This window comes from Pseudomonas sp. Irchel 3F6, assembly GCF_900187595.1.
GTDB classification, from domain to species: Bacteria; Pseudomonadota; Gammaproteobacteria; order Pseudomonadales; family Pseudomonadaceae; genus Aquipseudomonas; species Aquipseudomonas siliginis.
The window spans coordinates 75,773-102,408 of sequence record NZ_FYDP01000009.1; the positions used below are offsets into that span (position 1 = coordinate 75,773).

Consider the following 26,636-nt stretch of genomic DNA (forward strand, 5'->3'; position numbering starts at 1 on the left):
TGGACGCTGAGCAGTGAGTTAAACATTCATGGAGAGCCTGCAATGCACAGCCCACTGCGCCCCGAGCAACGCCGGTTGCCGCTGCACGTGCACATCAGCGTCATGTTCACCTTTCTTTTATTGCTCACCGGCGTGGTGCTGGGCCTGTTCAATTACCACCAGACCACGCAGATCATCCTGTCGAGCAGCGAAAAGCTGTTTGACCGCATCGAGCAGGATGTACGCCTCGATCTGCAGGCAACCTATCAGCCGATCCGCAACCTGTTGAGCCTGCTGGCGGATACCCCGGCAGCCCAGGCTAGTGATCTGGAACAACGCCTGCCCTTGCTCAAACCCTTCAGCCAGTCGCTCACCGACAACCCGGCGCTGGCGTCGCTGTATCTGGGTTACGCCAATGGCGATTTCTTCATGGTGCGCGCGCTGCGTACTCCGGCTCTGAAGGCGCAGCTTCAGGCGCCGGAAGCGGCGGCCTATCAAGTCTGGAGCATCGAGCATGCTCCACAAGGCGCCGTACGCTCGCAATCATTGTTCTTTGATCAGGCCCTGACACCGATCAACCGCCGCGAGCATCCCCAAGAGCCGTACGATCCGCGCAGCCGGACCTGGTTCAGCGACGCCCTGCAACAGGCCGGGCAAATCACCACCGAGCCCTATGTATTTTTCTCGACCCACAATGTCGGCACCACGCTGGCCCGGCGCAGCGGCGAGAACGCGGTGATCGGCGCCGACCTGACCCTCGCTTCGCTGTCGACCGCCCTGGGCAAGCACCAGGTCACGCCTTCGACAGAGATCGCGCTGTACGACACCGACGGCAACGCCGTGGCTTACCCCGACAGCCATCGCCTGATCGTCGATGACCGCACTGCGCGGCTGGCCAGAGCGGCCGATCTCAGCCCTGAGCTGAACGTGCTGCTCAGCTCCGACAATATCGGCAAGCGTCTGCAAGTAAACGACCGGCAATGGATCGTCGCGCGCACCAGCATCGAGGAAGGCGGGCCGAAAGGCCTGCAACTGGCGCTGCTGGTGCCGGAAGACGAATTACTGGTGGATGCGTTCCGCATGCGCTGGCAAGGCGCGCTGATCACCCTCGCCATCCTGTTGCTGTGCCTGCCATTAGGCTGGGTGATTTCGCGGATTCTGGTCAAGCCGCTGCATGCCCTGGTCAAGGAAGCCGACGCGATCCGCAGCTTCGACTTCAGCTCTCCGCTGGCGCGCCGCTCGCCCGTACTGGAAGTCGATCAATTAAGCCTGTCGATGGCGCGGATGAAAGAAACCCTGGGCAGTTTCTTCCGCATCACCGACAGCCTGTGCGCCGAAACCCGGTTTGCCCCGCTGCTCGAACGCGTGCTGTTCGAAACCGTGCAGATCGCTCAGGCACAGGCCGGTCTGATCTACCTGCGCGAAGCTGACGGCGCGCGCATGGAGCCTTATGGATTGGTCATCGATGGCGTGCCGCAGAAGCTGGAGGCGTTCGACATTGAGGGACGCGAGCTGCATAAGAACACCGGCCCGGCGTGGTTCGAGCAACTGGCCAGCGCCAACAATACCGTCAGCCATCTGGGCTTCGATCAGGCCGGCGACTTGCAGAAAATCCTCCTCGTCATGGAATCACCGCGCATTCACCTGATCGGCATCCGCCTGCACAACCAGCACGATGAAACCATCGGCCTGCTGATTCTGCTGGTCAATGACAGTGGTGAGCCGAGTGATCTGGAAAAGCTGCGGCCTGACCGAATTGCCTTCTTGCAGGCGGTGTCCGGCGCGGCGGCGGTGAGCATCGAAAGTCAGCGTCTGCAAGCGCGGCAAAAACAACTGCTCGACGCCTTCATCCAACTGCTGGCCAGCGCGATCGACGCCAAGAGCCCCTACACCGGCGGCCATTGCCAGCGGGTGCCGGAGCTGACGTTGATGCTCGCCCAGGCTGCTGCGGCAAGCCAGGACCCGGCGTTCACCGGCTACCAACCGAGCGAGGATGAATGGGAGGCGTTGCACATCGCCGCGTGGCTGCACGATTGCGGCAAGGTCACGACGCCGGAATACGTGGTCGACAAAGCCACCAAGCTCGAGACCATCAACGACCGCATCCACGAAATCCGCACTCGCTTCGAGGTACTCAAGCGTGACGTGTGGATCAACTACTGGCAGACGGTGGCAAGCGGTGCAGACGAAGCGGCGCTGGCCCGCGCCCGTGATAGTGAGTTGCTGATGCTCGATGACGACTTTGCCTTTGTCGCCCGCTGCAATCTCGGTGGCGAGGCCATGGCCGAGGCTGATCTGCAACGCCTCGAGCGAGTGGCGCAACGCAGATGGCTGCGCACACTTGATGATCGCGTCGGTGTGTCCTGGGAAGAAAACCGCCGCCAAGCGAAAACCCCTGCGCCGCTGCTGCCCGTCAGTGAAAGTCTGCTGGCCGACAAACCCGAGCATCTGATCGAACGCGACAAGAGCGAACTGATCCCCGAGGACAACCCCTGGGGCTTCAAACTCGATGTGCCCGCGTACAAGTACAATCGCGGCGAGTTGTACAACCTGAAGATCGGCCGCGGCACGCTGACCCGCGAAGAGCGCTACATCATCAACCATCACATGGTGCAGACGATCATGATGCTCAGCCACCTGCCCTTCCCCGGTCACCTGGACAGCATTGCCGAGATCGCCGGCGGCCATCATGAAAAAATGGACGGCACCGGGTATCCGAAACGGCTGAAGCGCGAGGAAATGAGCCTGCCGGCGAGGATGATGGCGATTGCCGATATTTTCGAAGCGCTGACCGCCGCCGATCGCCCTTACAAGAAAGCCAAGTCGCTGAGCGAAGCGCTGGGGATCATGGCGACCATGTGCCGTGAAGCGCACATCGATGCGCCGTTGTTCGGCCTGTTCATCAATGAGGGTGTGTACATGCAGTACGCGACGCGGTTTCTCGATCCCGCGCAAATCGACAGCGTGGACACGGCCAGCCTGATGCACAAGGCTGGCCTCAGCGGTTGATCAGCAGTCGGTCAGGCGCAGGAAAATCGCCGCCAGTTGCTCGATGCCGGCCTGATCTTCGGCGCCGAAACGCGCCAGCTTCGGGCTGTCGAGGTCGAGCACGCCGATCAGGCGACCGTCCTTGACCAAGGGCACTACCAGTTCGCTGTTGGAAGCGCTGTCGCAGGCAATGTGGCCCGGGAAGGCATGTACATCCTCGACGCGCTGGGTTTGCAGGCTGGCAGCAGCGGCGCCGCAAACACCGCGCCCGAACGGGATGCGCACGCAAGCGATCTGGCCCTGAAACGGGCCGAGCACCAGCTCTTCGTTACGATTGAGGTAGAAACCGGCCCAGTTCAAATCATCGAGCTGGTTGAACAGGAACGCGGAAAACTGCGCGGCATTGGCGATGAAGTCGCGTTCGTCCGCCAGTAGCGATTCCAGTTGTGCGGCCAACATACCGTAGCCTTCGAGGCCCTGGCCGCTTTGTTGCAAATCAATCATGCCTTGTGCTCCAGCAATTTCAGTCCCACCCAGTAGCGGGCGAATTGATACGCGCAACGTCCGTTGCGATTACCGCGGCCGGTGGCCCAGCGCACGGCGAGGATGTCCAGTGCTTCGTCGCGCTGCCAGCTCAGGCCGGCCTTGGCGGCCAACTGGCCGATCCAGTGCTCGACGACGTCGAGAAAATGTTCTTGGGTAAACGGGTAGAACGACAGCCACAGGCCGAAACGGTCGGACAGGGCGATCTTGTCTTCCACCGCTTCGCTCGGGTGCAGTTCGCCGTCGACGCGCTTCCAGTTTTCGTTGTCGCTTTCCTTTTCCGGCACCAGGTGGCGGCGGTTGGAAGTGGCGTACAACAAGACATTGTCGGGGGCCTGCTCGAGCGAACCGTCGAGCACGCTTTTCAGCACGCGGTAGTCGCCTTCGCCGGATTCGAACGACAGGTCATCGCAGAACAGCACGAATCGTTGCGGCAATTTGGCGACTTGCTCGACCACGCGTGGCAGGTCAGCCAGGTGATCGCGTTCGATCTCGATCAGACGCAGGCCGGCACCGGCGTGCTCGGCCAGCAACGCACGCACCAGCGAAGACTTGCCGGTACCGCGTGAACCCCAGAGCAAGGCGTGGTTGGCCGGCATGCCATCAAGAAATTGTTGTGTGTTGCGCCCCAGCTGCTCCAACTGCCGGTCGACGCCGATCAGGTCGGACAGACGCATGTCGAGGCTGACTTCCAGCGGCAACAGGTAACCGCTGCGACCGTCACGCTGCCAGCGCGCTGCCAGGCATGTGTTCCAGTCAATGACGGGGCGCGGTGCCGGCAACAGTGGTTCGATTCGCGCCAGAACCGACTCGGCGCGTTCAAGAAAAGCATTCAATCGGGAATCCACGTCTTCTCCTCGGGCACTTTCACAGTGATGATGACGATCCAGCGACGACACACAGATAAAATCGCCTCAGCAAGCCTTGTTACAAGGCGATTCGGGAACCTCGGTATCCCTGCATGATCGACTATGCTTGAGCAGCGAAGGGAAACGGAAGTGGTTCAACAACCCATGGATATCAAATTCACCCACCGGCTGTCTTACAAGCAAGCCAGGCTTACCGTGCTGGTCGGGTTCATTCTGGGCACCCTGCTCAGTCTGCTGCAGATCGGCATCGATTATGCCAGCGAAGACGCTTCCATCAACCGTGAAATCCTCGCGCTGCTGGAAATCAGCCACAATCCGGCCTCGCGCATCGCCTATAACATCGACGCCGAGCTCGCGCAGGAGCTCACCCTCGGCCTGCTGCGCTCGCCGGCGATCATCGCCGCGCAACTGATCGACAACAACGAGACCGTGCTGGCCAGCGTCAAACGCCCGGAACTGCAGAGCAGCTATCGGCTGATCAGCGACTTCCTGTTCGGCGCCAAGCGTCATTTCGAAGATCGTCTGTACCTCGACCACTTGCCCAACGAATCCCTCGGCGTCCTCAAGCTTGAAGTCGACACTTATGCCTTCGGCAGCCGCTTCCTGCGCCGCGCGGAAGTCACCCTGCTCAACGGTTTTGCCCGCAGCCTGCTGCTGACCGGAATCCTCCTGGCGCTGTTCTACGTGATGCTGACCAAGCCGTTGGTGCGGGTCATCCGTGAACTCAGCGGCCGCGACCCCCGCAGCGCCGAGCCGACCACGCTCGAGTGCCCGGCCGGCCACGGCAACGATGAAATCGGCGTGCTGGTCAAGGTCGCCAATCAGCAGTTCGAAAACATCGCCACCGAAATCCAGCAACGGCGCACCGCGGAAAATCGCCTGACCGAATACCTCGCGCAACTGGAAGACATCGTCTCGGCGCGCACCGCCGAACTCAAGGCAATCAACGCCCGCCTCAGCCAGTCCAACGAAGAACTGGAAGTGGCACGCCGTACTGCACTGGACATGGCCGAAGCGCGTTCGGCGTTTCTGGCCAACATGAGCCATGAAATCCGTACACCACTCAACGGTCTGCTGGGGATGATCGCGCTGTCGCTGGACGGCCCGCTCAACGCCGAGCAGCAGCAACAACTGTCGATCGCCCACGACTCGGGCAAGGTGCTGGTGGAACTGCTCAACGATATTCTCGACCTGTCGAAATTCGACGCCGGGCAACTGGAGCTGGAAAACATCCCCTTCGACCTCGGTTCGCTGATCGAAGACACCGCCAACCTGCTCTCGCAGAACGCCGCGCCAAGCGTCGAGCTGACCTGTCTGATCGAGCCGCACTTCCCGGCGCTGGTGCTGGGCGACCCGACCCGGGTGCGGCAGATCGTCAGCAACCTGCTGTCCAACGCGCTGAAATTCACCCGCTTCGGTCGGGTCGATGTGCGTCTGTCGGCGTACAAGGGTGGCGTGCGCATCGAAGTCTGCGACACCGGCATAGGCATCGCCCAGGAAGCGCAGGTGAAAATCTTCCAGCCGTTCACCCAGGCCGGCGCCGGTATCACCCGTCAGTACGGCGGCACCGGGCTGGGACTGGCGCTGACGTATAACCTGTGCGAAGCGATGCAGGGTCGGCTGACCATCAGCTCCGAAAGCGGCTTCGGCAGCCAGTTCTGCGCCGAGCTGCCACTGCCCTCTCACACCCGCGCGCTGCCGCCGATACCGTTACGCGGCAAGGTTCTCGCCATCACCGCTGCCAGCAGTGGTCTGGCGGAATTGCTGAAAAGCCTGTTGCCGGTGTGGGGCCTGGAATACACGCAGCGCACTATTGATGATTCGCTGCTGGGCCTGAATCCGGATGTGCTGATCACCGATTGTCCGGAATGCCTGTTCGGTCTGCGCCCGAGCATCACCGCGCCGATCCTGCTGGTGACTGCTTATGGCAGTTTTCTGCCCAGCGAAGAAGCCGCCGCCCTCGCGCCCTTGCAGCAGCAAGCCCGGCCGCTGGCGCGCAACGCGCTGTACCAGCATCTGCGACGGATTCTGCAACCGGACGCCACCACCCTCAACGAAGCACAAGCAGATGCCTTGCCGTCCGCGCGCCGGGGCAAGGTGCTGCTGGTCGAGGACAACCCGGTCAATCAACTGGTCGCCAAAGGCATGCTCGGCAAGCTTGGCTGCGATGTAGTGGTGGCGGGCCATGGTGCCGAGGCGCTGGATCAGCTGGAGTTTGCCGATTTCGATCTGGTGCTGATGGACTGCAACATGCCGGTGATGGATGGCTATGAAGCCAGTCGGCAGATTCGCCAGAGCGGGCGCTGGCCGAATCTGCCGATTGTCGCGCTGACCGCCAATGCCATGTCCGAGGAACGCGAACGTTGCCGCGCGGCCGGCATGAGCGACTATCTGGCCAAACCGTTTCGCCGCGAAGAACTCGCCGCGCTGCTTGATCAGTGGATGCCGACTACGAAAGCCCTTTGATCTGCCCGAGCAAATGATCGAGGCCGGCGCGCAAATCATTGAGCCGGTCGAGATCTACGCCACTGTCGCACAACAGGCGCGCCTTGAGTGGCCCGACCTGCTCGCGCAGTGCTGTTCCGGCAGGCGTCAGGCTCAGGTGCATCTCGCGTTCATCCCGCGCCGAGCGCCGACGCTGGACCAGATCACTCTGCTCCAGACGTTTGAGCAAAGGCGTCAACGTCCCCGAGTCCAGGGCCAAGCGTTCGCCCAAGGCCTTGACCGTCGGTTGCTCCGGCGCAGCATCCTGCCATTCCCACAGCACCAGCATCGCCAGGTACTGCGGGTAGGTCAGGCCCAACTGATCGAGCATCGGCTTGTAGGCGCGAATCACCGCCCGCGAGGCCGCGTACAGCTTGAAGCACAACTGGCTGTCGAGCTTCAGCGAATCAACCGCCAGGCTCATTTCAGCAGAGCTTCGATCTCGCCGCTCAGGTCCTGCGGTTTGGTCGTCGGGGCGAAACGCTTGACCATCTGGCCGTCCTTGCCGATCAGGAACTTGGTGAAATTCCACTTGATGCCCTGCGAGCCGAGCAGGCCCGGGGCGCGCTTCTTCAACTGCACGAACAGCGGGTGAGCATCGGCGCCGTTGACGTCGATCTTCTTGAACAGCGGGAAGCTGACGCCGAAATTCAGTTCGCAGAATTCACTGATGGCGCCGTCATTGCCCGGCTCCTGTTTGCCGAACTGGTTGCAGGGGAAACCCAATACCACCAGCCCCTGGTCCTTGTAGGTCTGCCAGAGTTCTTCGAGACCTTTGTATTGCGGAGTGAAGCCACACTTGCTCGCGGTATTGACCACCAGCACTGCTTTGCCGGCGAAATCGGCCAAGGTCTTTTGCTCACCCTTGATGGTGGTGCACGGGATATTCAGCAGGTTGTCGCTCATGAGTCGGCTCCGCAATGGTCAGGAAGGCGCAAACATAACGAGCAATTGAATTGCGTGCAATCTAATTGACCGATAAAAAGGCGACGCGATGTCGCCTGTTTCGGTTATTCCCGGGGCTCGAGATTCAGGCACACCGAGTTGATGCAATAACGCAGGCCGGTCGGTGGCGGGCCATCCGGGAATACGTGCCCCAGATGCGCATCACAGCGCGCGCACTTCACTTCAGTGCGAATCATGCCGTGGCTGGTGTCGCGGATCTCAGTCATCGCGCTATCGCCGATCGGCGCGTAAAAGCTCGGCCAGCCGCAGCCGGAGTCGAATTTGGTCTTGGAGTCGAACAGCGGCTCGTCGCAGCAGACACAGTGGTAGACACCGTCGGTTTTGGTGTCGTTGTATTTGCCCGAGAACGGACGCTCGGTGGCACTCAGACGGCAGACGTTGTACTGCTCGGGGTCGAGCATGGCACGCCATTCTTCCAGGGTTTTCTGCAACTTTTCCATCATCACACCTCAGCGGCTGAAAAAGCCCGATCTGTACCTTTTCCACGGATCGGGCGGCACGTATGATTGCGCCTCGTCACGCGCCAGTCTGGCAGCCAGACCGGGCGCATTCAAACGGATTCTGAGCGCTAAAGCGCCAGACCTCCGCCTGTGCGAAGACGCAGCAATCCCAGTACGGTTGTCCATTTGCCGCCTGGATCGTTCATTTTCGGGATCACATCGCCATGCAGTTCAGCAAATCGAACAAGCTCGCCAACGTCTGCTACGACATTCGCGGCCCGGTGCTCAAGCACGCCAAACGACTGGAAGAGGAAGGCCAGCGCATCCTCAAGCTGAACATCGGCAACCCGGCGCCGTTTGGTTTCGAAGCGCCGGACGAAATCCTCCAGGACGTGATCCGCAACCTGCCGACCGCGCAGGGTTACAGCGACTCCAAAGGCCTGTTCAGCGCGCGCAAGGCGGTGATGCAGTACTACCAGCAGAAGCAGGTTGAAGGTGTCGGCATCGAAGACATCTACCTGGGCAACGGTGTGTCCGAGCTGATCGTGATGTCGCTGCAGGCGCTGCTCAACAACGGCGACGAAGTGCTGGTGCCAGCCCCGGACTATCCGCTGTGGACCGCTGCCGTCAGCCTCGCTGGCGGTAACGCCGTACATTATCTGTGCGACGAAGGCGCCGACTGGTTTCCGGATCTGGCCGACATCAAGGCCAAGATCACCCCGAACACCAAGGCCATGGTGATCATCAACCCGAACAACCCGACGGGTGCGGTGTATTCGAAGGAAGTGTTGCTGGGCATGCTGGAAATCGCCCGGGCGCACAATCTGGTGGTGTTCTCCGACGAGATCTACGACAAGATTCTTTATGACGACGCCGTGCATATCTGCACTGCCTCGCTGGCGCCGGACCTGCTCTGCCTGACCTTCAACGGCCTGTCGAAATCCTACCGCGTGGCCGGTTTCCGCTCCGGCTGGATCGCCATCTCCGGGCCGAAACACAACGCGCAGAGCTACATCGAAGGCATCGACATGCTGGCCAACATGCGCCTGTGCGCCAACGTGCCGAGCCAGCACGCGATCCAGACCGCGCTGGGCGGCTACCAGAGCATCAACGATCTGGTGCTGCCGCAGGGTCGCCTGCTGGAGCAGCGCAATCGCACCTGGGAGTTGCTCAACGATATTCCCGGCGTCAGCTGCGTGAAGCCGATGGGCGCGTTGTACGCGTTCCCGAAAATCGACCCGAAGGTCTGCCCGATCCACAACGACGAGAAGTTCGTGCTTGATCTGCTGCTTTCCGAGAAGCTGCTGGTGGTGCAGGGCACGGCATTCAACTGGCCGTGGCCGGATCACTTCCGCGTGGTCACCCTGCCCCGCGTCGATGATCTGGAAATGGCCATCGGCCGCATCGGCAACTTCCTCAAGTCCTACCGCCAGTAATGGCCAGCAGTGCGCAACGGATTGACTGTTGCGCACTGTCTGATTCAGCAACACATCTTTGTTCCGCGCCTTTGCAGCCCTTCTACACTTGCGATGCGAGCCGTACAGACGTGTCTGACCTAATGGCGGCGGGGCGAAAGGCTGTGTCATCCGTGTCGGAATCGAGGGTGGGAATTTTCTTTTTCCTCAAGAAACCGCTGTAGGACACAGTTTGAAATAGTCACTCGGTTGAATAGCCCGGTGCCGCACCTTATATACCCCGCAGTACGCTACATCTTTAGCTTGAGGAGAGTTCTACAACCATGATGCGCATCCTGCTGTTTTTGGCCACTAACCTGGCGGTCGTGCTGATAGCCAGCATCACCCTGAGCCTGTTCGGCTTCAACGGGTTCATGGCGGCCAACGGGGTCGACCTCGACCTCAGTCAGCTGCTGGTCTTCTGTGCGGTCTTTGGTTTCGCCGGCTCGCTGTTCTCGCTGTTCATCTCCAAGTGGATGGCGAAGATGAGCACCGGTACGCAAATCATCAGCCAGCCACGCACTCGTCATGAGCAATGGCTGCTGCAAACGGTCGAGCAATTGTCCCGCGAAGCCGGGATCAAGATGCCTGAAGTCGGGATTTTCCCGGCCTACGAAGCGAATGCTTTCGCCACCGGCTGGAACAAGAACGACGCGCTGGTCGCGGTCAGCCAGGGCCTGCTCGAGCGTTTCTCGCCCGATGAAGTGAAAGCCGTACTGGCCCACGAAATCGGTCACGTCGCCAACGGCGACATGGTCACGCTGGCGCTGATTCAGGGCGTGGTGAACACCTTTGTGATGTTCTTCGCGCGGATCATCGGCAACTTCGTCGACAAGGTCATCTTCAAGAACGAAGAAGGCCAGGGCATCGCCTACTACGTGGCGACCATCTTCGCCGAACTGGTATTGGGCATCCTCGCCAGTGCAATCGTCATGTGGTTCTCGCGCAAGCGCGAATTCCGTGCCGACGAAGCCGGCGCCCGCCTGGCCGGTACCAGCGCGATGATTGGCGCTCTGCAACGTCTGCGCGCCGAACAGGGCCTGCCGGTGCATATGCCCGACACCCTGAACGCCTTCGGCATCAACGGTGGCATCAAACAGGGCTTCGCCCGCATGTTCATGAGCCACCCGCCGCTGGAAGAGCGGATTGACGCACTGCGTCGTCGCGGTTGATTTGATCGCAATAAGAAAGAAGGCCCGCAGTGATGCGGGCCTTTTTTTGTATCCCCAGATCCTGCGCGGGCGGCACTGCCCCTTTCGCGAGCAGGCTCGCTCCCACCTTTGAAACGCATTCCCCTGTGGGAGCGAGCCTGCTCGCGAAGACGCCGGAGCTGCTAATAAAAAACTATCTGGAAGAAACCCGATAAACCCGCTCCACCAACCACTCAACCCCGCCCTGTAGAAACTTGGGGCTCTCAGCCAGAATATCTCGCTCTTCCAGTTTCTCCAGCTGCCAACCCTGGCCCAGCAGCCGCTGCGCCTCATCATCATTCATCGCAAACGGCGGCCCGGGAATCTGCGTCTGATCGTAATCCAGGGTAATCACCAGCCCTTTCACCTCCGGCGCCAGCAACTGTTGCAGATGCGCCGCGTAGTGCTGACGCATGGCGTCCGGCAAGGCAATCAGCGCGGCGCGGTCATACAGCGCAGTACAATCTGCGACGTCCTCGGCCGTCAGCGCAAAAAAATCACCGCACCACAATTCGAACGCAACACTGCGATAAACCTTGAATGCGCCCTGCTCGCTGATCTGCGGTTGCAACTGATGTTCGCTGAAAAACTCCTCGACAGCCTTTTCCGCTAGCTCAACCCCAATCACCTGGTGTCCCTGCCCGGCAAGCCAGAGCAGGTCCAGACTCTTGCCGCACAGCGGCACCAGCACGCGTGCCGACGGTGCAATCGCCAGCTCCGGCCAATAGCGCTGCAAATACGGGTTGGCCTCGGCCTGATGAAAGCCGATCTGGTTCGAATCCCATTTCTTGTACCAAAACTCAGGCTGCATGGATCACTCCCGAAAAACCGATGAAAAACCGCAGAAACTTATATTGGATTCAGATCGATGATCTGACTGAAGATGGTTCATCTTAGCGCTCAGGAGCCCGTCCATGTTGCCCAGCCTGTTTATCTCCCACGGTTCACCGATGCTGGCGCTGGAGCCCGGTGCCAGCGGCCCGGCACTGGCGCGACTGGCCGCTGAACTGCCGCGCCCCAACGCCATTGTCATCGTCTCGGCGCACTGGGAAAGCCAGGAACTGCTGGTCAGCAGCCACTCGCACCCGGAAACCTGGCACGACTTCGGCGGTTTCCCCCGTGCGCTGTTTGAAGTGCAGTACCCGGCACCGGGCAATCCGCAGCTGGCCGCCGAGGTGGCTCAACTGCTGAACGCCAATGACCTGCCGGCGCGGCTCGATCCGCAACGACCGTTCGATCATGGTGTTTGGGTGCCACTGTCTTTGATGTATCCGCAGGCCGATATTCCGGTGGTGCAAGTCTCGTTGCCGAGTCGCGGCGGACCGGCATTGCAGACGCGAGTTGGCCGTGCACTGGCGAGCCTGCGCGAACACGGCATTCTGTTGATCGGCTCCGGCAGCATCACCCACAACCTCCGGGAGCTGGATTGGCATGCCGGCCCGGAAAGCGTTGAACCGTGGGCGCGGGATTTCCGTGACTGGATGATCGACAAGCTGGCGGCCGACGATGAAACAGCGCTGCATGATTATCGCCAGCAGGCGCCGAATGCCGTGCGCAGTCACCCGAGTGATGAGCATTTGTTGCCGCTGTACTTTGCTCGCGGTGCTGGCGGGGTTTTCAGCGTGGCGCATCAGGGTTTCACGATGGGGGCGCTGGGTATGGATATTTATCGCTTCGGCTGACGTCATCGCTGGCAAGCCAGCTCCCACAAGGTGTTGTGTCGCCCGATGAGCAGGCAAAAAAAATCCCCGAACCAGTCGGGGATTTTTTATGTGCGATCAATCAGCCCGAGGGCGGATCAATCTTCGCGGTAGCGACGCAGCTTGAGCTGCTTACCGGCCACGCGAGTGTCCTTCAGTTTGGTCAGGAGTTTTTCCAGACCTTCTTCCGGCAGCTCGACGAGGCTGAAGCTGTCACGCACCTGGATGCGACCGATCGCTTCACGGGCCAGACCGCCTTCGTTGAGGATGGCGCCCAGCAGGTTTTTCGCAGCGATACCGTCACGCGCGCCCAGCGCGGTACGGCAACGAGCACGGCCTTCGCCCAAAGGCATTGGCGCGCGACGCTCGCGGTCACCACGATCAGGACGATCACCGGAACGCTCAGGACGGTCGCCACGCGGTGCGTTGTTCGGCACCAGTGGACGTTCCTTCTCGATTGCGGCCAGGTTCAGCGCTTGACCATTGGTGGCTTTGCGCAGCAGCGCAGCAGCCAGAGCACGCGGGGTGCAACCGATGTCGGCGGTCAGGCGGTCGAGCAGCTCACCGTGAGTCGATTCGGCATCAGCAACCAGCGGCGAAAGGCTGTTGGTCAGTTTCTTGATGCGAGCATCGAGAACGGCTTGAGCGTCCGGCAGACGCACTTCGGCAACTTTCTGACCGGTTACGCGCTCGATCACTTGCAGCATGCGGCGCTCACGTGGAGTCACCAGCAGCAGTGCACGACCTTCGCGACCGGCACGGCCGGTACGGCCGATACGGTGCACGTAGGATTCCGGGTCGTACGGCATGTCAACGTTGAACACGTGAGTGATGCGCGGAACGTCCAGACCACGGGCAGCAACGTCGGTGGCGACAACGATGTCCAGACGGCCATCTTTCAGCGAGTCGATGACGCGCTCACGCTGGTTCTGGGCGATGTCACCGTTCAACGCGGCGGCTTTGTAGCCTTTGGCGTCGAGGGCGCTGGCCAGGTCCAGAGTGGCTTGCTTGGTGCGCACGAACATGATCAGGGCGTCGAAGTCTTCGACTTCCAGCAGACTGAGCACGGCCGAGGTTTTCTGGTCAGCGTGAACCAACAGGTGAGCCTGTTCGATCGCGGTAACGGTCTGGGTCTTGGTCTGGATCTTGACGTGTTGCGGATCGCGCAGGTGGCGTTCGGCAATGGCGCGGATCGACTGCGGCAGGGTCGCCGAGAACAGCACGGTCTGGCGGGTCGATGGCAGAGCCTTGAAGATGACTTCCAGGTCATCCATAAAGCCCAGCTTCAACATTTCGTCAGCTTCGTCGAGAACCAGATGGTTCACGGTCGACAGGACTTTCTCGTCGCGACGCAAGTGATCGCACAGACGACCCGGAGTAGCGACAACAATCTGTGCGCCATTACGGATTGCCTTGAGTTGCGGGCCCATCGGCGCGCCGCCGTAGACAGCCACGACGGTGACGCCTGGCATTTGCTTGGCGTAGGTTTCAAAAGCGGTTGCTACTTGCAGCGCCAACTCTCGGGTTGGCGCCAGGATCAGGGCTTGCGGTTCGCGCTTGGCAGGATCGATGCGGTGCAGAATAGGCAGTGCGAACGCGGCGGTTTTACCGGTACCGGTTTGCGCCTGGCCAATCATGTCCTGGCCGGCCATGATGATCGGGATCGATTGCTGCTGAATCGCCGAAGGCTCTTCGTAGCCAGTCGCTGCGACGGCTGCAAGAATATTCGGGTTGAGATTAAAAGCGGCGAATCCGCCGGTTTCCTGGGTCATGGGTCTGCCTCTAAGTGCATCCGCAAAGACCCATGCTCCAAAGCTGCGCATGCCGTGTTGAGACTCAAGAGTCGCCCTGGCAGCTTTGTCGGCGGGGATTTGCGAAAACGAATGAATGAAGATGAATCGTCAAGGAAGAGCCCGCAATGCGGACGTGCAGCCGAAGCTGACTTCGGGAAATGCGCTACCTAAACGCGGCCCGGTTAAAGGCCGGCGCGCACTATACCGGATTTCGCCCGAAAAGGGAGCTTTTTTTGTGGCCCCTATCCGTGTGTCACCGCCGTGTAACGGGGTTTTGCGGATAATCGCGCAACGGTCTATTTTGCAAAGGCCCGGCCCTGCGGGCGATGACGCTTAAACGGTTCACCGACCTGCGGCAAAGCGCCGCGCATCCGCCCTTCCCGCTTGAGGATTTAGCCATGAATCAGCCCTGCGCCGGCCGCGTCAGCCGAGAACGTCGTGGTCATGTGCACTTGATCGGCCTCGATCGGGCGGCCAAGCGCAACGCTTTCGATATCGACCTGCTCAACGACCTGAGCCTGGCCTACGGCGAGTTCGAAGCCGACCGCGAAGCGCGGGTCGCCGTGGTGTTCGGCCACGGCGAGCACTTCACCGCCGGGCTTGATCTGGTCAATGCCAGCGCGGCGCTGGCCGAAGGCTGGCAGGTTCCGACAGGCGGATGCGATCCCTGGGGCGTTTTCGTCGGGCCACGGGTGAGCAAGCCGGTAATCGTCGCCGCGCAGGGTTACTGCCTGACTATCGGCATCGAGCTGATGCTGGCGGCGGACATCAATCTGTGCGCGAGCAATACCCGCTTCGCGCAGATGGAAGTGCAGCGTGGGATCTTTCCGTTTGGCGGGGCGACTTTGCGTTTCCAGCAGATTGCCGGCTGGGGCAATGCGATGCGCTGGTTGCTCACCGGCGACGAGTTTGATGCACACGATGCGTTGCATCTGGGCTTGGTCCAGGAAGTGATGGCCAGTGAAGACTTGCTGCCCCGCGCGATCGAGCTGGCCGAACGGATTGCCCGGCAGGCGCCGCTGGGCGTGCAGGCGACCTTGATGTCAGCGCGACAGGCGCGTTATGAGGGGGAGACAGCGGCGGCGCAGGCGTTACCGGCGCTGGTGAAGAAGTTGCTCGCCACTGAAGATGCCCGGGAGGGGGTGAGATCGCTGGTGGAGCGGCGGCCAGGGATTTTCAAAGGGGTGTGAAGAATCTGCTGCCTGTCAGGGCCTTTTCGCGAGCAGGCTCGCTCCCACAGGTCGAACGCATTTCAAATGTGGGAGCGAGCCTGCTCGCGAAGGGGGCGGTACTGCCGGCTCAGGTCGCCGGGCGAATCGCGTTGATCAACGACTGCAACGAGTACCCCAACTGCGGCGCCAGCGCTTCGGCTCGTTGGGTCAGCGCCTGCATGTCCAGCGCCTGATCGAGATCCGCCGGAACGATCAGAATCACGTTGCCCTCCTTCACCGGCAATTCCCAGTAATGCCGGTGATAGAGGCCGCGCAACAATGCCGCGCCCAGTGGCTTGCCATCGTCGGTGGCCCACTGGTTGATCACCAGCCAGCCGCCCGGATTCAGGCGCTTCTGACAATCGCCGAGAAAACTCCAGGCCAGATGCCCGACCCCGGGGCCGACATCGGTATAGAGGTCGACGAAAATCAGATCCGCCGGCTCGGCAGTCGGCAGCAGTTCAAGCGCATCGCCGACGCGGATGTACAAACGCGGATCATCATCCAGGCCAAGATATTCGATGGCCAGCCGCGGCACGTCCGGGCGCAGTTCGATGGCCTCGACGTCTTCGAGCGGCAGAAACTTCAGGCAAGCCTGGGTCAGTGTGCCCGCACCCAAACCGAGAAACAGCGCGCTCTCCGGCTGCTCGTGGCACAGCGCACCGATCAGCATCGCGCGGGTGTAGTCGTACTCCAGCCAGCTCGGGTCGGCTGTGAACACGCAGCTCTGCTCGATCGCATCGCCGAACTCGAGAAAGCGGTAATCGGCCACTTCCAGCACGCGAATCACGCCGAACTCATCCTGTACCTCGGCGAGCAGATGCTCGACGCGCTCCTCAGTCATTTCGTCTCCTGATGGTCACCGGGCGCGGTGACGCGATGGCACCGCTGTGGCGCCGTGGCAAAGCGGCGATTGTCGGCGATGGGGCGGGAGCAGGTCACGCACTAATTGCTGCTAACATGGCGCTTCCCTGCGTACGAACTTCGAGACCGTGATGAGCCAACCGTGGAGCCCTGACAGCTGGCGCGCCCTGCCGATCCAGCAACAACCGCAATACCCCGACGCCGCGCACCTGCGCCAGGTCGAGCAAACCCTGGCCAGCTATCCGCCGCTGGTGTTCGCCGGCGAAGCGCGCGAGCTGCGCCGCCAGTTCGCCGAAGTTACCCAGGGTCGCGCGTTTCTGTTGCAGGGCGGCGATTGCGCGGAAAGCTTCGCTGAATTCTCCGCAGCGAAGATTCGCGACACCTTCAAAGTGTTGCTGCAGATGGCGATCGTCATGACCTTCGCTGCCGGTTGCCCAGTGGTCAAGGTCGGGCGCATGGCGGGTCAGTTCGCCAAGCCGCGTTCGGCCAACGACGAAACCATCGGCGGCGTGACCCTGCCGGCCTATCGCGGCGACATCGTCAACGGCATCGGCTTCGACGAAAAGAGCCGCGTGCCGGATCCAGAGCGTTTGCTGCAGTCCTATCATCAGTCCACAGCGACTCTGAATCTGTTACGCGCTTTCGCTCAGGGCGGTTTTGCCGACCTGCACCAAGTGCACAAGTGGAACCTGGATTTCATCGCCAACTCGGCGCTGGCCGAGAAGTACAGCCATCTCGCCGACCGCATCGATGAAACTTTGGCATTCATGCGCGCCTGCGGCATGGACAGCTCGCCGCAACTGCGCGAAACCAGTTTCTTCACCGCCCACGAAGCCTTGCTGCTGAACTACGAAGAAGCCTTCGTGCGCCGCGACAGCCTGACCAACGATTACTACGATTGCTCGGCGCACATGCTGTGGATCGGCGACCGCACGCGTCAGCTCGACGGCGCGCACGTTGAATTCCTGCGCGGGGTGAACAACCCGATCGGCGTCAAGGTCGGCCCGAGCATGGACCCCGATGATCTTATCCGCCTGATCGACGTGCTCAACCCGGACAACGATCCGGGGCGTTTGAACCTGATCGCGCGGATGGGTGCGAACAAGGTCGGCGATCATCTACCGGCACTGATCCGCGCGGTCCAGCGCGAAGGCAAGCAAGTGCTGTGGAGCTCCGACCCGATGCACGGCAACACCATCAAGGCCAGCAGCGGCTACAAGACCCGTGACTTCGCGCAGATCCTTGGCGAGGTGAAGCAGTTTTTCCAGGTGCACGAAGCGGAAGGCAGTTATGCCGGCGGCATTCATATCGAGATGACCGGGCAGAATGTCACCGAGTGCATCGGCGGCGCCCGACCGATTACCGAGGATGGCTTGTCCGACCGTTATCACACCCACTGCGATCCACGGATGAATGCCGATCAGTCGCTGGAATTGGCGTTTTTGATTGCCGAGACCCTGAAGCAAGTCCGCCGTTAGACCGCGTCGCCTCCCTTCGCGAGCAGGCTCGCTCCCACATTTGCAATGCGTTTCCCTGTGGGAGCGAGCCTGCTCGCGAAGGCGCCAGCTCAGGCCCCCTCCATCTGCGCCAATGCTCCCCGCAACCGGCCCGCACTCTCGCGCTGACAATTCAACTGCACCCGCGCCAAACCCAGCCAACCCGCCATCCGCCGCAAATTCAGCGCCAGCGCCAGCATCCCCTCCTCGTCCAGTCCCGATTCTTCCTCATGCACCGCATGCACCGCCAACTGCCCTGCCGCCCGTTCGGCACGCAGATCAACCCGCGCGGCGATCCGCTCGTTGTGCAAAAACGGCAGCACGTAATAGCCATACACGCGCTTGGGCTGCGGTGTGTAGATTTCCAGGCGATAGCGGAAATCGAACAAACGCTCGGTGCGGCTGCGCTCCCAGATCAGCGAATCGAACGGCGACAGCAGCGCACTGGCGATGACCTTGCGCGGCACTTTGGGCTCCGGCAGGCAATAGGCGATCTGCCGCCAGTCGGCGACTTCACACATCTGCAATTGACCAGCTTCAACCAACTCCGCCAGACGCCGCCGCGCATCCGCAGGGCTCAGGCGAAAGTAATCACGCAGGTCTCTTTCCGTACCAACGCCCAACGCTTGCGCCGCATGCAACAGTAAACTGCGTTGCGCCTCGGCCTCACCCGGTTGGGGCTGCTGCAGAATCGCTGCCGGAATCACCCGCTCGGGCAAATCGTACAAACGCTCGAAACCGCGTCGCCCCGCCACTGTGACCTCACCGGCGGCGAACAACCATTCCAGCGCATGTTTCTCGGCACTCCAGTCCCACCATGGCCCGGCCTTGTCTTCGCGGGTCGACAGACTGCCGGCGCCAAGCGCGCCCCGCTCCTCAACCGCAGTCAGCACGCGGCGGATGGTTTCCTGTTGTTCGCGACCAAACCTCGCCAATTGCTGATAGATGTCTTCGCCACGCTTGGCCCGCTGCATGCGCCAGCCCAGCAACGGGTACATCGACAACGGCAACAGCGACGCTTCATGGCCCCAGTATTCGAACAGCGTGCGCCGACGGCCCGAACTCCAGGCAGCCTGGTCGAGCAAGTCAGATGGATAGCAACCGAGACGGGAAAACAGCGGCAGGTAGTGCGAGCGCACCACGGCATTGACGGAATCGATTTGCAGCAGGCCCAGCCGTTCGATCAGCCGGTTCAGATGACTGGCATTGACGTTCGGCGGCTGGCGCCCGTTGAACTCTTGGGCAGCCAGCGCCAGACGTCGCGCCTGTTTGAGGGAAAAGGACACTGTCGCGGGCATTTATTCCTCCATGTCTGCTCGCAACCTACCTCACCTGAAAGGGGTTTGTGTAGCGATAGCCTCATCATTTATGCATCGGGTCGTCCCAGAACGGCCGCACGGTTTCATGCTCCACATCGGCGCGGCTGATGCCGATGTCCTTCAGCGCTTCGTCGCTGAGCCCGGCGAGCATTTCCCGTTCACGATGCAGCTCATACCAGCGGCTGAATTTGTGCAGCAGATCGGACACGATATGGCCGTGGCCGGACAGCTGTTCTTGGCTTGCATACTCTCTTTGACCTTTCATCGTCTTGCCTCCTTTTGTGGATGGCTCAAGTCTCGCGCCGGCGCTAAGATCAATCCAACGAATGTTTCTGATGGCATGCATCACGGAGATTCATCAATTGTCCGCCTACCCCAGTATCGATACCGATGTCCTGCGCACCTTTGTCGCGATTGCCGATCAGGGCGGTTTCACCCGTGCTGGCGAGATGGTCAACCGCACCCAGTCGGCGGTGAGCATGCAGATGAAACGCTTGGAAGAAGACGTGTTGCAGCGCCAGCTGTTCGAGCGTGATGGGCGCCAGGTGCGCTTGACGGCCGAAGGCCAGGTGCTGCTCGGTTATGCACGGCGCATCCTCAAACTGCACAGTGAGGTGTTCAACACCCTGCGCGAGCCGCACATGGTCGGCACCGTGCGCATCGGTACGCCGGATGATTATGTGATGCGTTTTCTGCCGGGAATCCTCTCGCGGTTTGCGCAGTTCTATCCGCTGATCCAGATCGAAGTGCATTGCGAATCGACCAAACAACTGTTGCAGCGCACTGATCTGGACTTGTCGATCGTCACCCGTGAGCCGGGCAACGAGATCGGCCAGTTGCTGCGCAAGGAGCGCTTTGTCTGGGCCGAGGCGCAGAACTTCAGCGCCCACGAACAGACGCCGCTGCCCCTGGCGATGTTCAACAGTGATTGTTTCTGCCGCTTGTGGGCGTGCAATGCGCTGGACGCGATGGGCCGCGATTACCGCATCGCCTACAACAGCAGCAGCCTGTCGGCGCTGATGGCTGTGGTCAGCGCAGGGCTGGCGATCACCGCGCAACTGGAGAGTCTGATCACCCCGGACATGCGCATCCTTGGCGCCGCCGAAGACCTGCCGCTGCTGCCCGAGGCAAGCATCATGCTGATCCGCAATCTGAATAACCCGTCGCCGATCACCGAGTGCCTGGCCGAACACATTGTCGAGGGCTTCAAACTTTAAACGCGAGCATCACCGCACACAGCACGAGGAAGCCGCAAAACAGCCCACGCAGAATTTTTTCCGGCATGGCGTGGGCAACTTTCACGCCCCAACTGATGCTGAGCAGACCACCGACCGCCAGAGGCAGACCGATCATCCAGTCGACTTTATGGTGCACGGCGTAGGTCACCAGGGTTACACCAGTGCTCGGCAGGGCCAGCGCCAGCGACAAGCCCTGAGCGACCACTTGGCTGGTGCCGAACAGGCTGGTCAGCACCGGCGTCGCCACCACCGCGCCGCCGACGCCGAACAGACCGCCCATGGTCCCCGAGGCGGCGCCGAGCACGCCCAGCCACGGCCACGAATAGCGCATCTCGGCAGTCGGCGCTGGGCGCGGGCCGAACATCTTCAACAGGTTGTAGGCCGACAGCGCCACCAGAAAGGCGACAAAGCCGATGCGCATGGTCTGCGCATCGATGCCCACCGCCCAGATCGAGCCGAGCCAGGCAAAGCAGAAACCCATCACCGCCAGCGGCAGCGCATGGCGCAATTCGATGCGATTGCGCTGGTGATAACGCCACAGCGCCAACATCACGTTCGGTACCACCATCACCAGCGCCGTGCCTTGGGCGATTTGCTGATCAAGCCCGAACCACACGCCAAGCAACGGAATCGCAATCAAGCCACCGCCAATGCCAAAGATCCCGCCCAATGTGCCAAGGGCGGCGCCGAACAGCAGGTACAACAGAAAATCCATCACAACGGTAATCCTCTAACGACAGGCGGCCAATGCTACGCACTCGCGCCTAGCGGGGAAACGCATAGCAACGCACAATGGCTATGCCGATTTTGCACAAGCGTGGTTTCCATGAATCCCAACCAATTGACCGATCAACTCGGCCTGTTTCTCGATGTGCTGGAGAGTGGCAGCTTTTCTGCCGCTTCGCGCCGCCATCCGCTGACACCTTCCGCCGTAGCCCGGCGCATCGACAGCCTGGAAAGTGCCGTCGGCAGTCAGCTGTTCGTACGCAGCACCCATGCCGTGCTGCCGACTTCGGCCGGTCTGGCCTTCGCCGAACGGGCGCGACGGATCATCGCCGAGTTGCAACTGGCACGTGCCGAAGCGGTGTCGTTGAGCAGCGCACCGGAAGGCCTGATCCGCATCGATGCGCCAGCAGCTTTCGGGCGGCGACATCTGGCGCCGGTAATTGCCGATTTTCTCCTGCTGTATCCGGGACTCGATGTGCAGATGCACCTGATCGACAGCTTCAGCGACATGGCCGGCAGCAGCCTGGGCAAGGTCGATCTGGTGCTGCGTACCGGCCAGTTGGCTGACTCGCGCCTGGTCGCCACGCCATTGGCGAGCATGGTCCGCGTCGCCTGTGCCAGCCCTGACTATCTCAAGCAGCGTGGTGTGCCCGAGCATCCGGCGCAGTTGAGTGAACACGACGGGCTCGACTGGGAAGGCCTTGCGCCGCCGTTTGCCTGGAAATTCGAAGTGGACGGGCAAATGCAATTGCACCGGCCATCGCGCGTACGTCTGAGCGCCAACAATGCCGAAGCTCTGGCGTGTGGCGCGGCGGCGGGTCTGGGCGTCGCACACTTGCCGACCTGGCTGGCCAGCGAATACCTGCTGCGTGGCGAACTGGTGCCACTGTTCTGCGAAAATGGCCTGCCGCCGCCGGAGTCCACCGGCATTTACGCGCTGCGCATGGAACAGCAGGTCCATTCGCGCAGTCGGTTGTTGCTGGAATATCTGAAAACCCGCTTCAGTCCGGTGCCGCCGTGGGATCTGGCGTTGCAACGGCAATTCGCCCGGCACTGAGGCCGGACATATTTATCTGGCGCCTTAAAGATTCGAGCGCTAGATTAAAAAACGATCAACGATCAAGGCTCTGACATGACCTCCGAACGCGACAACTGCGACGACCTTCTGCTCGACAATCAGGCGTGCTTCGCCCTGCACTCGACCTCGCTGATGATGACCAAGGTCTACAAGCCGCTGTTGCAGGCGCTGGGCCTGACCTATCCGCAATATCTGGCGATGATGGTGCTGTGGGAGAAGGACGGTCTGACTGTCGGAGAAATCAGCGCACGCCTGCTGACCGATCCGGGATCGCTGACGCCATTGCTCAAACGCCTGGAAGCCGAAGGCCTGCTCAGCCGCACCCGCAGTCGCGAAGATGAGCGGGTGGTGATTGTCGAACTGACCGCAGCAGGCCGCGCCTTGCGCGACAAGGCGCAGACCGTGCCGCAGTGCATTCTTGGCGCCAGTGGCTTCACCCTGGAACGTCTGCAGAAGTTGCAGGCCGAGCTGCAAGCGCTGCGCGGACATCTGCAAGACAGCCTGAATTAAGCCCCGCTACATCCCCCTGTGGGAGCGAGCCTGCTCGCGAAAGCGTCCGATCAGACAGCGAGTCGTTGAATGTTCCACCGCCTTCGCGAGCAGGCTCGCTCCCACAGTGATTTCAGCGCCAACAAAAATATTTGTCCCGCCTGAATTCCCTCGTCAAGCGCTCTAAATCAGGCCTTACCCGCCCCTTCCACGCTATGCCCTTGAGCAAAACGCGATTTTCATAAAAAATTATCTTGCGCACTAAACATTAGCGCTATACATTCTCTTCACACCTACTTAGCGCGCAAACAATTAGCGCACAAAACCACAACCCATGAGGCTCACACCATGCAAACTCTCTACACCGCAATCGCAACTTCCACTGGCGGCCGTGACGGTCGTGCGATCTCCAGCGACAACGTACTGGACGTCAAATTGGCCACCCCGAAAGAACTCGGCGGTGCTGGCGGTGCGGCGACCAACCCTGAGCAACTGTTCGCTGCCGGTTACTCGGCCTGCTTCATCGGCGCGCTGAAATTCGTCGCCAGCCAGACCAAGCGCAAGATTCCTGACGACGCGTCGATTACCGCCCATGTCGGCATCGGCCAGATCTCTGGCGGTTTCGGTCTGGACATCGATTTGCACATCAGCCTGCCAGGCCTGGAACAAGCCGATGCGCAGTCGCTGGTCGACGCCGCTCACCAGGTCTGCCCGTACTCCAACGCCACCCGTGGCAACGTGGATGTGCGCCTGCACGTGACCGTGTAATCACTCAAGCCCCCGGCCCGAACAAGGAAATTGAACATGAACACTTTCAGCAAAGTCTTGACCGGTACACTTCTCGCCCTGTCGGTACACAGCGCTTTTGCCGGTGATGTCGAACACAACACCCAGGCATTCCTCGATGCGCTGAATTCAGGCAGCGGCAAGCCGATCGAGCAGCTGTCGCCCAAGGATGCCCGCGCCGTGCTGGTCGGCGCGCAGTCCGGGGTCAAGTTGACGTTGCCCAAAGCCGATGTCAGCGAGAAGACCATCGAGGTCGATGGTCAACCGCTGAGCCTGACCATCGTCCGGCCGGCCGGGGTCAAGGGTGAGCTGCCGGTGTTCATGTTTTTCCACGGCGGCGGCTGGGTGCTGGGGGACTTCCCGACTCACGAACGTCTGGTGCGCGATCTGGTGGTCGGTTCGGGTGCGGCGGCGGTGTTCGTCAATTACACCCCTTCGCCGGAAGCGCATTACCCGGTGGCGATCAACCAGGCCTACGCTGCGACCAAATGGGTGGCGGAACACGGCAAAGAGATCAACGTCGATGGCAAGCGCCTGGCCGTGGCCGGCAACAGCGTCGGCGGCAACATGGCCGCAGTGGTTGCACTGATGGCCAAGGACAAGGGCACCCCGGCGATCAAATTCCAGGTACTGCTGTGGCCGGTGACCGATGCCAACTTCGACACCGGTTCGTACAACCAGTACGCCGAAGGGCACTTCCTCACCCGCAACATGATGAAGTGGTTCTGGGACAACTACACCACCGACGCCAAACAGCGTAACGAGATCTACGCTTCACCGCTGCGCGCCACCAGCGCGCAACTCAAAGGTCTGCCACCTGCACTGGTGCAGACTGCCAGCGCCGACGTGCTGCGAGATGAAGGTGAAGCTTACGCACGCAAACTCGATGAAGCCGGAGTACCGGTTACGTCGGTGCGCTACAACGGCATGATTCACGATTACGGTTTGCTCAACGTGGTCAGCCAGGTACCGGCGGTGCGGTCGGCGATGTTGCAGGCGTCTGAAGAACTGAAGCAACACTTGAAATAACCACAGTCCCATTGTGGGAGCGAGCCTGCTCGCGAAAGCGTCCCGTCAGACAGCGCTTCATTGAATGACACACCGCATTCGCGAGCAGGCTCGCTCCCACATGGGACAGGTGTGAAACTCAAAGCGCAGGCACAAAAAAACCCGACTCAATGGTCGGGTTTTTTCTTTCCGCAAAAAGCAGTGCTTATTTCGCACGGCCTTTGTAGGAACCGCCTTCGCGGGTATCGATCTCGATCATGTCGCCGATTTCGATGAAGTCGGCAACCGACAGCTCGGTACCGTTCTTCAGTTTGGCAGGCTTCATCACCTTGCCGGAAGTGTCACCGCGAGCGGAGCCTTCGGTGTAGTCAACCTGACGCACGATGGTGGTCGGCAGCTCTACGGAAACCAGACGCTCTTCGAAGAACACGGCTTCGCAAACGTCGGTCATGCCTTCTTCAACGAAAGGCAGAACGCTTTCGATGTCTTCGGCGTTCAGCTCGTACATGGTGTAGTCAGTGGTGTCCATGAATGTGTAAGTGTCACCGCTGATGAACGACAGGGTGGCTTCTTTACGATCCAGGATCACGTCGTCCAGTTTGTCGTCCGCACCGTAAACGGTTTCGGTCTTGTAACCGGTCAGCAGGTTCTTCAGCTTGGTCTTCATGATCGCGCTGTTACGGCCCGACTTGGTGAATTCAGCTTTCTGAACCAGCCAAGGATCGTTGTCGATACGGATCACGGTACCGGGTTTGAGTTCTTTACCAGTTTTCATTGCGAATATCCGAATTTGGATGGGATTTACAAAAATCTAGGCCGCGTATCATATCCAATTTACATAAAACTGTACCAGCGCCGTGGCAAGATCCGCCTGCAAGGCCTGTTCCAGACACCATGCCTCGGCATTTTTCTCGAGTTCCGGCCGATGACTTCGCACCGCCAGCCAGTGCTCGCCGATCGGTTGCCCGGCGCTCCACGCTCGCCACAGACCGTTCATCGCCTGCGCCGCAGCGGGGGAAAGGCCGTGAGTGTAGAGCGCGAGGAAAGCGTCGAGCTTGTCCAGATGGATGTCATCGTCCTGCTGATAGATGTGCCAGAGCATCGGCCGCCCCGCCCATTGCGCGCGCACGAATGAGTCTTCACCGCGCACCGCGTTGAAATCGCAGCACCACAGCAGATGGTCGTATTGATCCTGACGGACGAACGGCAGCACTTGCACGGTCAGGGACTCGCGCACATGAATCGCACCGACCATCAAGGTTTCCACGCCCAGCCAGCGCGCCACATCGCCGAGGATCCGCCCTTCCGGCACCAGCAGGTGAGTCGCCTGTGCGTCGGCCGCCAGCACATCCAGCCAACTGGCCAACCCGGCATTTTCATAAGCAAACAGCGAGATCAGTTGCGCATCGGGCGCGGGATCAATACCCAGGTCTTGCAGGAAATGTTGCTGAGCCGGCCGATCCTTCTGAAACTGCCGACGCTGTTCGAGCAGTCCGCATTCGCGCAGCAGGCCACCGGTGCCCGGCTTGAAGCCCGGAAAGAAGAAGAACTTCTGCACCGATTTGTATTTCACCGACGGCAAGCCATGGCAGCCGGTGACCCAGTCTTCGGCGCTGAGATAATCGAGGTTGAGCCACAGCGGCGGCGTTTCCCGCGCAGCCATGCTGTCCATGTAATCAGTGGGCAACTGACAGGCGAAGGCGGCGATGACTACGTCGGCCGCCTCGGCGTGCGGCCATTCGCTCGGCCACTGACGCACCTCGACGCCCTGCTGCCATTGCTGCACAACATCGACATCGATCTCAGGACAGAGGCGCTCGAACGCGCGTAGATCATCCACCCACAGGCGCACCGGCAAGGCATGTTCGGCCACCAGTTGCCGGGCCAGGCGCCAGGTCACGCCGATGTCACCGAAGTTATCGACCACGGTGCAGAAAATGTCCCAGCGGGGTTTCGCTTCAGGCATGCCGTTCTCCCGTTGGCAAAAGACCTCGATTGTCCGCATAAATGCGCTC

General features: G+C 60.9%; 25 protein-coding genes. 12 read left to right on the top strand and 13 right to left on the bottom strand.

Annotated features, from left to right (window positions below):
• The first annotated feature begins 42 nt into the window (after positions 1–42).
• Complete coding sequence (locus tag CKW30_RS24640) at positions 43–2,988, top strand: HD domain-containing phosphohydrolase (protein WP_095182194.1); 2,946 nt, start codon at positions 43–45, stop codon at positions 2,986–2,988.
• Here CKW30_RS24640 and CKW30_RS24645 read toward each other — a convergent pair whose 3' ends face one another.
• Both CKW30_RS24645 and CKW30_RS24650 read right to left on the bottom strand, forming a co-directional pair.
• Entirely contained in the window at positions 2,989–3,471 is a 483-nt protein-coding gene (locus CKW30_RS24645; RefSeq protein ID WP_016770850.1) for a GAF domain-containing protein, read from the bottom strand.
• On the bottom strand, positions 3,468–4,358 hold the full coding sequence (locus CKW30_RS24650; RefSeq protein WP_095182195.1) for an ATP-binding protein: 891 nt from the start codon (positions 4,356–4,358) through the stop codon (positions 3,468–3,470). The genes CKW30_RS24645 and CKW30_RS24650 overlap by 4 nt, the downstream gene beginning before the upstream one ends.
• A 165-nt stretch (positions 4,359–4,523) precedes the next feature.
• Here CKW30_RS24650 and CKW30_RS24655 point away from each other — a divergent pair, with 165 nt between their 5' ends.
• Entirely contained in the window at positions 4,524–6,845 is a 2,322-nt protein-coding gene (locus tag CKW30_RS24655) for a response regulator (RefSeq protein ID WP_095182196.1), read from the top strand.
• Here the strand turns inward: CKW30_RS24655 and CKW30_RS24660 are convergent.
• The 3 genes from CKW30_RS24660 to msrB form a co-directional block, all read right to left on the bottom strand.
• Positions 6,829–7,287, bottom strand: a complete 459-nt coding sequence (locus CKW30_RS24660; RefSeq protein ID WP_095182197.1) for a MarR family winged helix-turn-helix transcriptional regulator — start codon at positions 7,285–7,287, stop codon at positions 6,829–6,831. The two genes, CKW30_RS24655 and CKW30_RS24660, sit on opposite strands and share 17 nt — an antisense overlap.
• On the bottom strand, positions 7,284–7,769 hold the full coding sequence (locus CKW30_RS24665) for a glutathione peroxidase (protein WP_095182198.1): 486 nt from the start codon (positions 7,767–7,769) through the stop codon (positions 7,284–7,286). The genes CKW30_RS24660 and CKW30_RS24665 overlap by 4 nt, the downstream gene beginning before the upstream one ends.
• Before the next feature lie 104 nt (positions 7,770–7,873).
• The gene (msrB, locus tag CKW30_RS24670; protein WP_095182199.1) at positions 7,874–8,269 is read right to left on the bottom strand and encodes a peptide-methionine (R)-S-oxide reductase MsrB; all 396 of its coding nucleotides are present in this window, start codon (positions 8,267–8,269) and stop codon (positions 7,874–7,876) included.
• A 224-nt stretch (positions 8,270–8,493) separates the two neighbouring features.
• Between msrB and CKW30_RS24675 the strand changes: the two genes are divergently transcribed.
• Together CKW30_RS24675 and htpX are read left to right on the top strand one after the other, a co-directional pair.
• The gene (locus CKW30_RS24675) at positions 8,494–9,705 is read left to right on the top strand and encodes a pyridoxal phosphate-dependent aminotransferase (protein WP_016770856.1); all 1,212 of its coding nucleotides are present in this window, start codon (positions 8,494–8,496) and stop codon (positions 9,703–9,705) included.
• Between the two features lie 302 nt (positions 9,706–10,007).
• Positions 10,008–10,895, top strand: a complete 888-nt coding sequence (gene htpX, locus CKW30_RS24680; protein WP_007908619.1) for a protease HtpX — start codon at positions 10,008–10,010, stop codon at positions 10,893–10,895.
• A 172-nt stretch (positions 10,896–11,067) separates the two neighbouring features.
• Here the strand turns inward: htpX and CKW30_RS24685 are convergent, their stop codons facing one another.
• Positions 11,068–11,724: a thiopurine S-methyltransferase gene (locus tag CKW30_RS24685; RefSeq protein ID WP_095182200.1), complete on the bottom strand. Its 657-nt coding sequence runs from the start codon at positions 11,722–11,724 to the stop codon at positions 11,068–11,070.
• A gap of 103 nt (positions 11,725–11,827) precedes the next feature.
• Between CKW30_RS24685 and CKW30_RS24690 the strand changes: the two genes are divergently transcribed.
• Positions 11,828–12,595 carry a class III extradiol ring-cleavage dioxygenase gene (locus CKW30_RS24690; RefSeq protein ID WP_095182201.1) on the top strand — a complete coding sequence of 256 codons (768 nt, stop codon included), beginning with the start codon at positions 11,828–11,830 and terminating at the stop codon, positions 12,593–12,595.
• Between the two features lie 116 nt (positions 12,596–12,711).
• Here CKW30_RS24690 and CKW30_RS24695 read toward each other — a convergent pair whose 3' ends face one another.
• A complete protein-coding gene (locus tag CKW30_RS24695) occupies positions 12,712–14,385 on the bottom strand; it encodes a DEAD/DEAH box helicase (RefSeq protein WP_016770859.1) in 1,674 nt (557 codons plus the stop codon).
• A 419-nt stretch (positions 14,386–14,804) separates the two neighbouring features.
• Here CKW30_RS24695 and CKW30_RS24700 point away from each other — a divergent pair, with 419 nt between their 5' ends.
• On the top strand, positions 14,805–15,596 hold the full coding sequence (locus tag CKW30_RS24700; RefSeq protein WP_056788494.1) for a crotonase/enoyl-CoA hydratase family protein: 792 nt from the start codon (positions 14,805–14,807) through the stop codon (positions 15,594–15,596).
• Between the two features lie 109 nt (positions 15,597–15,705).
• Here CKW30_RS24700 and CKW30_RS24705 read toward each other — a convergent pair whose 3' ends face one another.
• The gene (locus tag CKW30_RS24705; RefSeq protein WP_024013768.1) at positions 15,706–16,461 is read right to left on the bottom strand and encodes a spermidine synthase; all 756 of its coding nucleotides are present in this window, start codon (positions 16,459–16,461) and stop codon (positions 15,706–15,708) included.
• A 151-nt stretch (positions 16,462–16,612) separates the two neighbouring features.
• Here CKW30_RS24705 and CKW30_RS24710 point away from each other — a divergent pair, with 151 nt between their 5' ends.
• The gene (locus CKW30_RS24710) at positions 16,613–17,959 is read left to right on the top strand and encodes a class II 3-deoxy-7-phosphoheptulonate synthase (RefSeq protein WP_095182202.1); all 1,347 of its coding nucleotides are present in this window, start codon (positions 16,613–16,615) and stop codon (positions 17,957–17,959) included.
• Positions 17,960–18,048: 89 nt separating this feature from the next.
• Here CKW30_RS24710 and CKW30_RS24715 read toward each other — a convergent pair whose 3' ends face one another.
• Positions 18,049–19,275, bottom strand: a complete 1,227-nt coding sequence (locus CKW30_RS24715; protein WP_095182203.1) for a winged helix-turn-helix domain-containing protein — start codon at positions 19,273–19,275, stop codon at positions 18,049–18,051.
• 64 nt (positions 19,276–19,339) lie between these two features.
• Positions 19,340–19,561 (bottom strand): DUF1127 domain-containing protein, encoded by a 222-nt coding sequence (locus CKW30_RS24720; protein ID WP_016770864.1) that lies wholly within the window; start codon positions 19,559–19,561, stop codon positions 19,340–19,342.
• 97 nt (positions 19,562–19,658) lie between these two features.
• Here CKW30_RS24720 and CKW30_RS24725 point away from each other — a divergent pair, with 97 nt between their 5' ends.
• Positions 19,659–20,513: a LysR substrate-binding domain-containing protein gene (locus CKW30_RS24725; protein WP_174823892.1), complete on the top strand. Its 855-nt coding sequence runs from the start codon at positions 19,659–19,661 to the stop codon at positions 20,511–20,513.
• On the opposite strand, the gene CKW30_RS24730 is transcribed toward CKW30_RS24725, so the two are convergent.
• A complete protein-coding gene (locus CKW30_RS24730; protein ID WP_371857570.1) occupies positions 20,503–21,249 on the bottom strand; it encodes a sulfite exporter TauE/SafE family protein in 747 nt (248 codons plus the stop codon). The genes CKW30_RS24725 and CKW30_RS24730 overlap by 11 nt on opposite strands.
• A 111-nt stretch (positions 21,250–21,360) precedes the next feature.
• On the opposite strand from CKW30_RS24730, the gene CKW30_RS24735 reads away from it, so the two are divergent.
• The 4 genes from CKW30_RS24735 (at position 21,361) to CKW30_RS24750 (ending at position 24,642) form a co-directional block, all read left to right on the top strand.
• The gene (locus CKW30_RS24735) at positions 21,361–22,317 is read left to right on the top strand and encodes a LysR substrate-binding domain-containing protein (RefSeq protein ID WP_016770867.1); all 957 of its coding nucleotides are present in this window, start codon (positions 21,361–21,363) and stop codon (positions 22,315–22,317) included.
• A 75-nt stretch (positions 22,318–22,392) separates the two neighbouring features.
• Positions 22,393–22,848, top strand: a complete 456-nt coding sequence (locus tag CKW30_RS24740) for a MarR family winged helix-turn-helix transcriptional regulator (RefSeq protein ID WP_042607887.1) — start codon at positions 22,393–22,395, stop codon at positions 22,846–22,848.
• A gap of 327 nt (positions 22,849–23,175) precedes the next feature.
• A complete protein-coding gene (locus CKW30_RS24745; RefSeq protein ID WP_095182205.1) occupies positions 23,176–23,595 on the top strand; it encodes an organic hydroperoxide resistance protein in 420 nt (139 codons plus the stop codon).
• Between the two features lie 36 nt (positions 23,596–23,631).
• Complete coding sequence (locus CKW30_RS24750; RefSeq protein WP_095182206.1) at positions 23,632–24,642, top strand: alpha/beta hydrolase; 1,011 nt, start codon at positions 23,632–23,634, stop codon at positions 24,640–24,642.
• Between the two features lie 184 nt (positions 24,643–24,826).
• Here the strand turns inward: CKW30_RS24750 and CKW30_RS24755 are convergent, their stop codons facing one another.
• Positions 24,827–25,396, bottom strand: a complete 570-nt coding sequence (locus CKW30_RS24755; RefSeq protein WP_003226785.1) for an elongation factor P — start codon at positions 25,394–25,396, stop codon at positions 24,827–24,829.
• Between the two features lie 48 nt (positions 25,397–25,444).
• Complete coding sequence (gene earP / locus CKW30_RS24760) at positions 25,445–26,587, bottom strand: elongation factor P maturation arginine rhamnosyltransferase EarP (protein WP_056788480.1); 1,143 nt, start codon at positions 26,585–26,587, stop codon at positions 25,445–25,447.
• Positions 26,588–26,636 lie beyond the last annotated feature (49 nt).

Bases quoted from the DNA above. Each gene is read 5' to 3' on its own strand.
- CKW30_RS24675 (WP_016770856.1), top strand. From the start codon at position 8,494: ATGCAGTTCAGCAAATCGAACAAGCTCGCCAACGTCTGCTACGACATT.
- CKW30_RS24660 (WP_095182197.1), bottom strand. From the start codon at position 7,287: ATGAGCCTGGCGGTTGATTCGCTGAAGCTCGACAGCCAGTTGTGCTTC.
- CKW30_RS24640 (WP_095182194.1), top strand. From the start codon at position 43: ATGCACAGCCCACTGCGCCCCGAGCAACGCCGGTTGCCGCTGCACGTG.
- CKW30_RS24665 (WP_095182198.1), bottom strand. From the start codon at position 7,769: ATGAGCGACAACCTGCTGAATATCCCGTGCACCACCATCAAGGGTGAG.
- CKW30_RS24745 (WP_095182205.1), top strand. From the start codon at position 23,176: ATGCAAACTCTCTACACCGCAATCGCAACTTCCACTGGCGGCCGTGAC.
- earP (WP_056788480.1), bottom strand. From the start codon at position 26,587: ATGCCTGAAGCGAAACCCCGCTGGGACATTTTCTGCACCGTGGTCGAT.
- CKW30_RS24755 (WP_003226785.1), bottom strand. From the start codon at position 25,396: ATGAAAACTGGTAAAGAACTCAAACCCGGTACCGTGATCCGTATCGAC.
- CKW30_RS24710 (WP_095182202.1), top strand. From the start codon at position 16,613: ATGAGCCAACCGTGGAGCCCTGACAGCTGGCGCGCCCTGCCGATCCAG.
- CKW30_RS24720 (WP_016770864.1), bottom strand. From the start codon at position 19,561: ATGAAAGGTCAAAGAGAGTATGCAAGCCAAGAACAGCTGTCCGGCCAC.
- CKW30_RS24750 (WP_095182206.1), top strand. From the start codon at position 23,632: ATGAACACTTTCAGCAAAGTCTTGACCGGTACACTTCTCGCCCTGTCG.
- CKW30_RS24685 (WP_095182200.1), bottom strand. From the start codon at position 11,724: ATGCAGCCTGAGTTTTGGTACAAGAAATGGGATTCGAACCAGATCGGC.
- msrB (WP_095182199.1), bottom strand. From the start codon at position 8,269: ATGGAAAAGTTGCAGAAAACCCTGGAAGAATGGCGTGCCATGCTCGAC.
- CKW30_RS24690 (WP_095182201.1), top strand. From the start codon at position 11,828: ATGTTGCCCAGCCTGTTTATCTCCCACGGTTCACCGATGCTGGCGCTG.
- CKW30_RS24735 (WP_016770867.1), top strand. From the start codon at position 21,361: ATGAATCCCAACCAATTGACCGATCAACTCGGCCTGTTTCTCGATGTG.
- CKW30_RS24695 (WP_016770859.1), bottom strand. From the start codon at position 14,385: ATGACCCAGGAAACCGGCGGATTCGCCGCTTTTAATCTCAACCCGAAT.
- CKW30_RS24655 (WP_095182196.1), top strand. From the start codon at position 4,524: ATGGATATCAAATTCACCCACCGGCTGTCTTACAAGCAAGCCAGGCTT.
- CKW30_RS24700 (WP_056788494.1), top strand. From the start codon at position 14,805: ATGAATCAGCCCTGCGCCGGCCGCGTCAGCCGAGAACGTCGTGGTCAT.
- CKW30_RS24705 (WP_024013768.1), bottom strand. From the start codon at position 16,461: ATGACTGAGGAGCGCGTCGAGCATCTGCTCGCCGAGGTACAGGATGAG.
- CKW30_RS24715 (WP_095182203.1), bottom strand. From the start codon at position 19,275: ATGCCCGCGACAGTGTCCTTTTCCCTCAAACAGGCGCGACGTCTGGCG.
- htpX (WP_007908619.1), top strand. From the start codon at position 10,008: ATGATGCGCATCCTGCTGTTTTTGGCCACTAACCTGGCGGTCGTGCTG.
- CKW30_RS24740 (WP_042607887.1), top strand. From the start codon at position 22,393: ATGACCTCCGAACGCGACAACTGCGACGACCTTCTGCTCGACAATCAG.
- CKW30_RS24730 (WP_371857570.1), bottom strand. From the start codon at position 21,249: ATGGATTTTCTGTTGTACCTGCTGTTCGGCGCCGCCCTTGGCACATTG.
- CKW30_RS24645 (WP_016770850.1), bottom strand. From the start codon at position 3,471: ATGATTGATTTGCAACAAAGCGGCCAGGGCCTCGAAGGCTACGGTATG.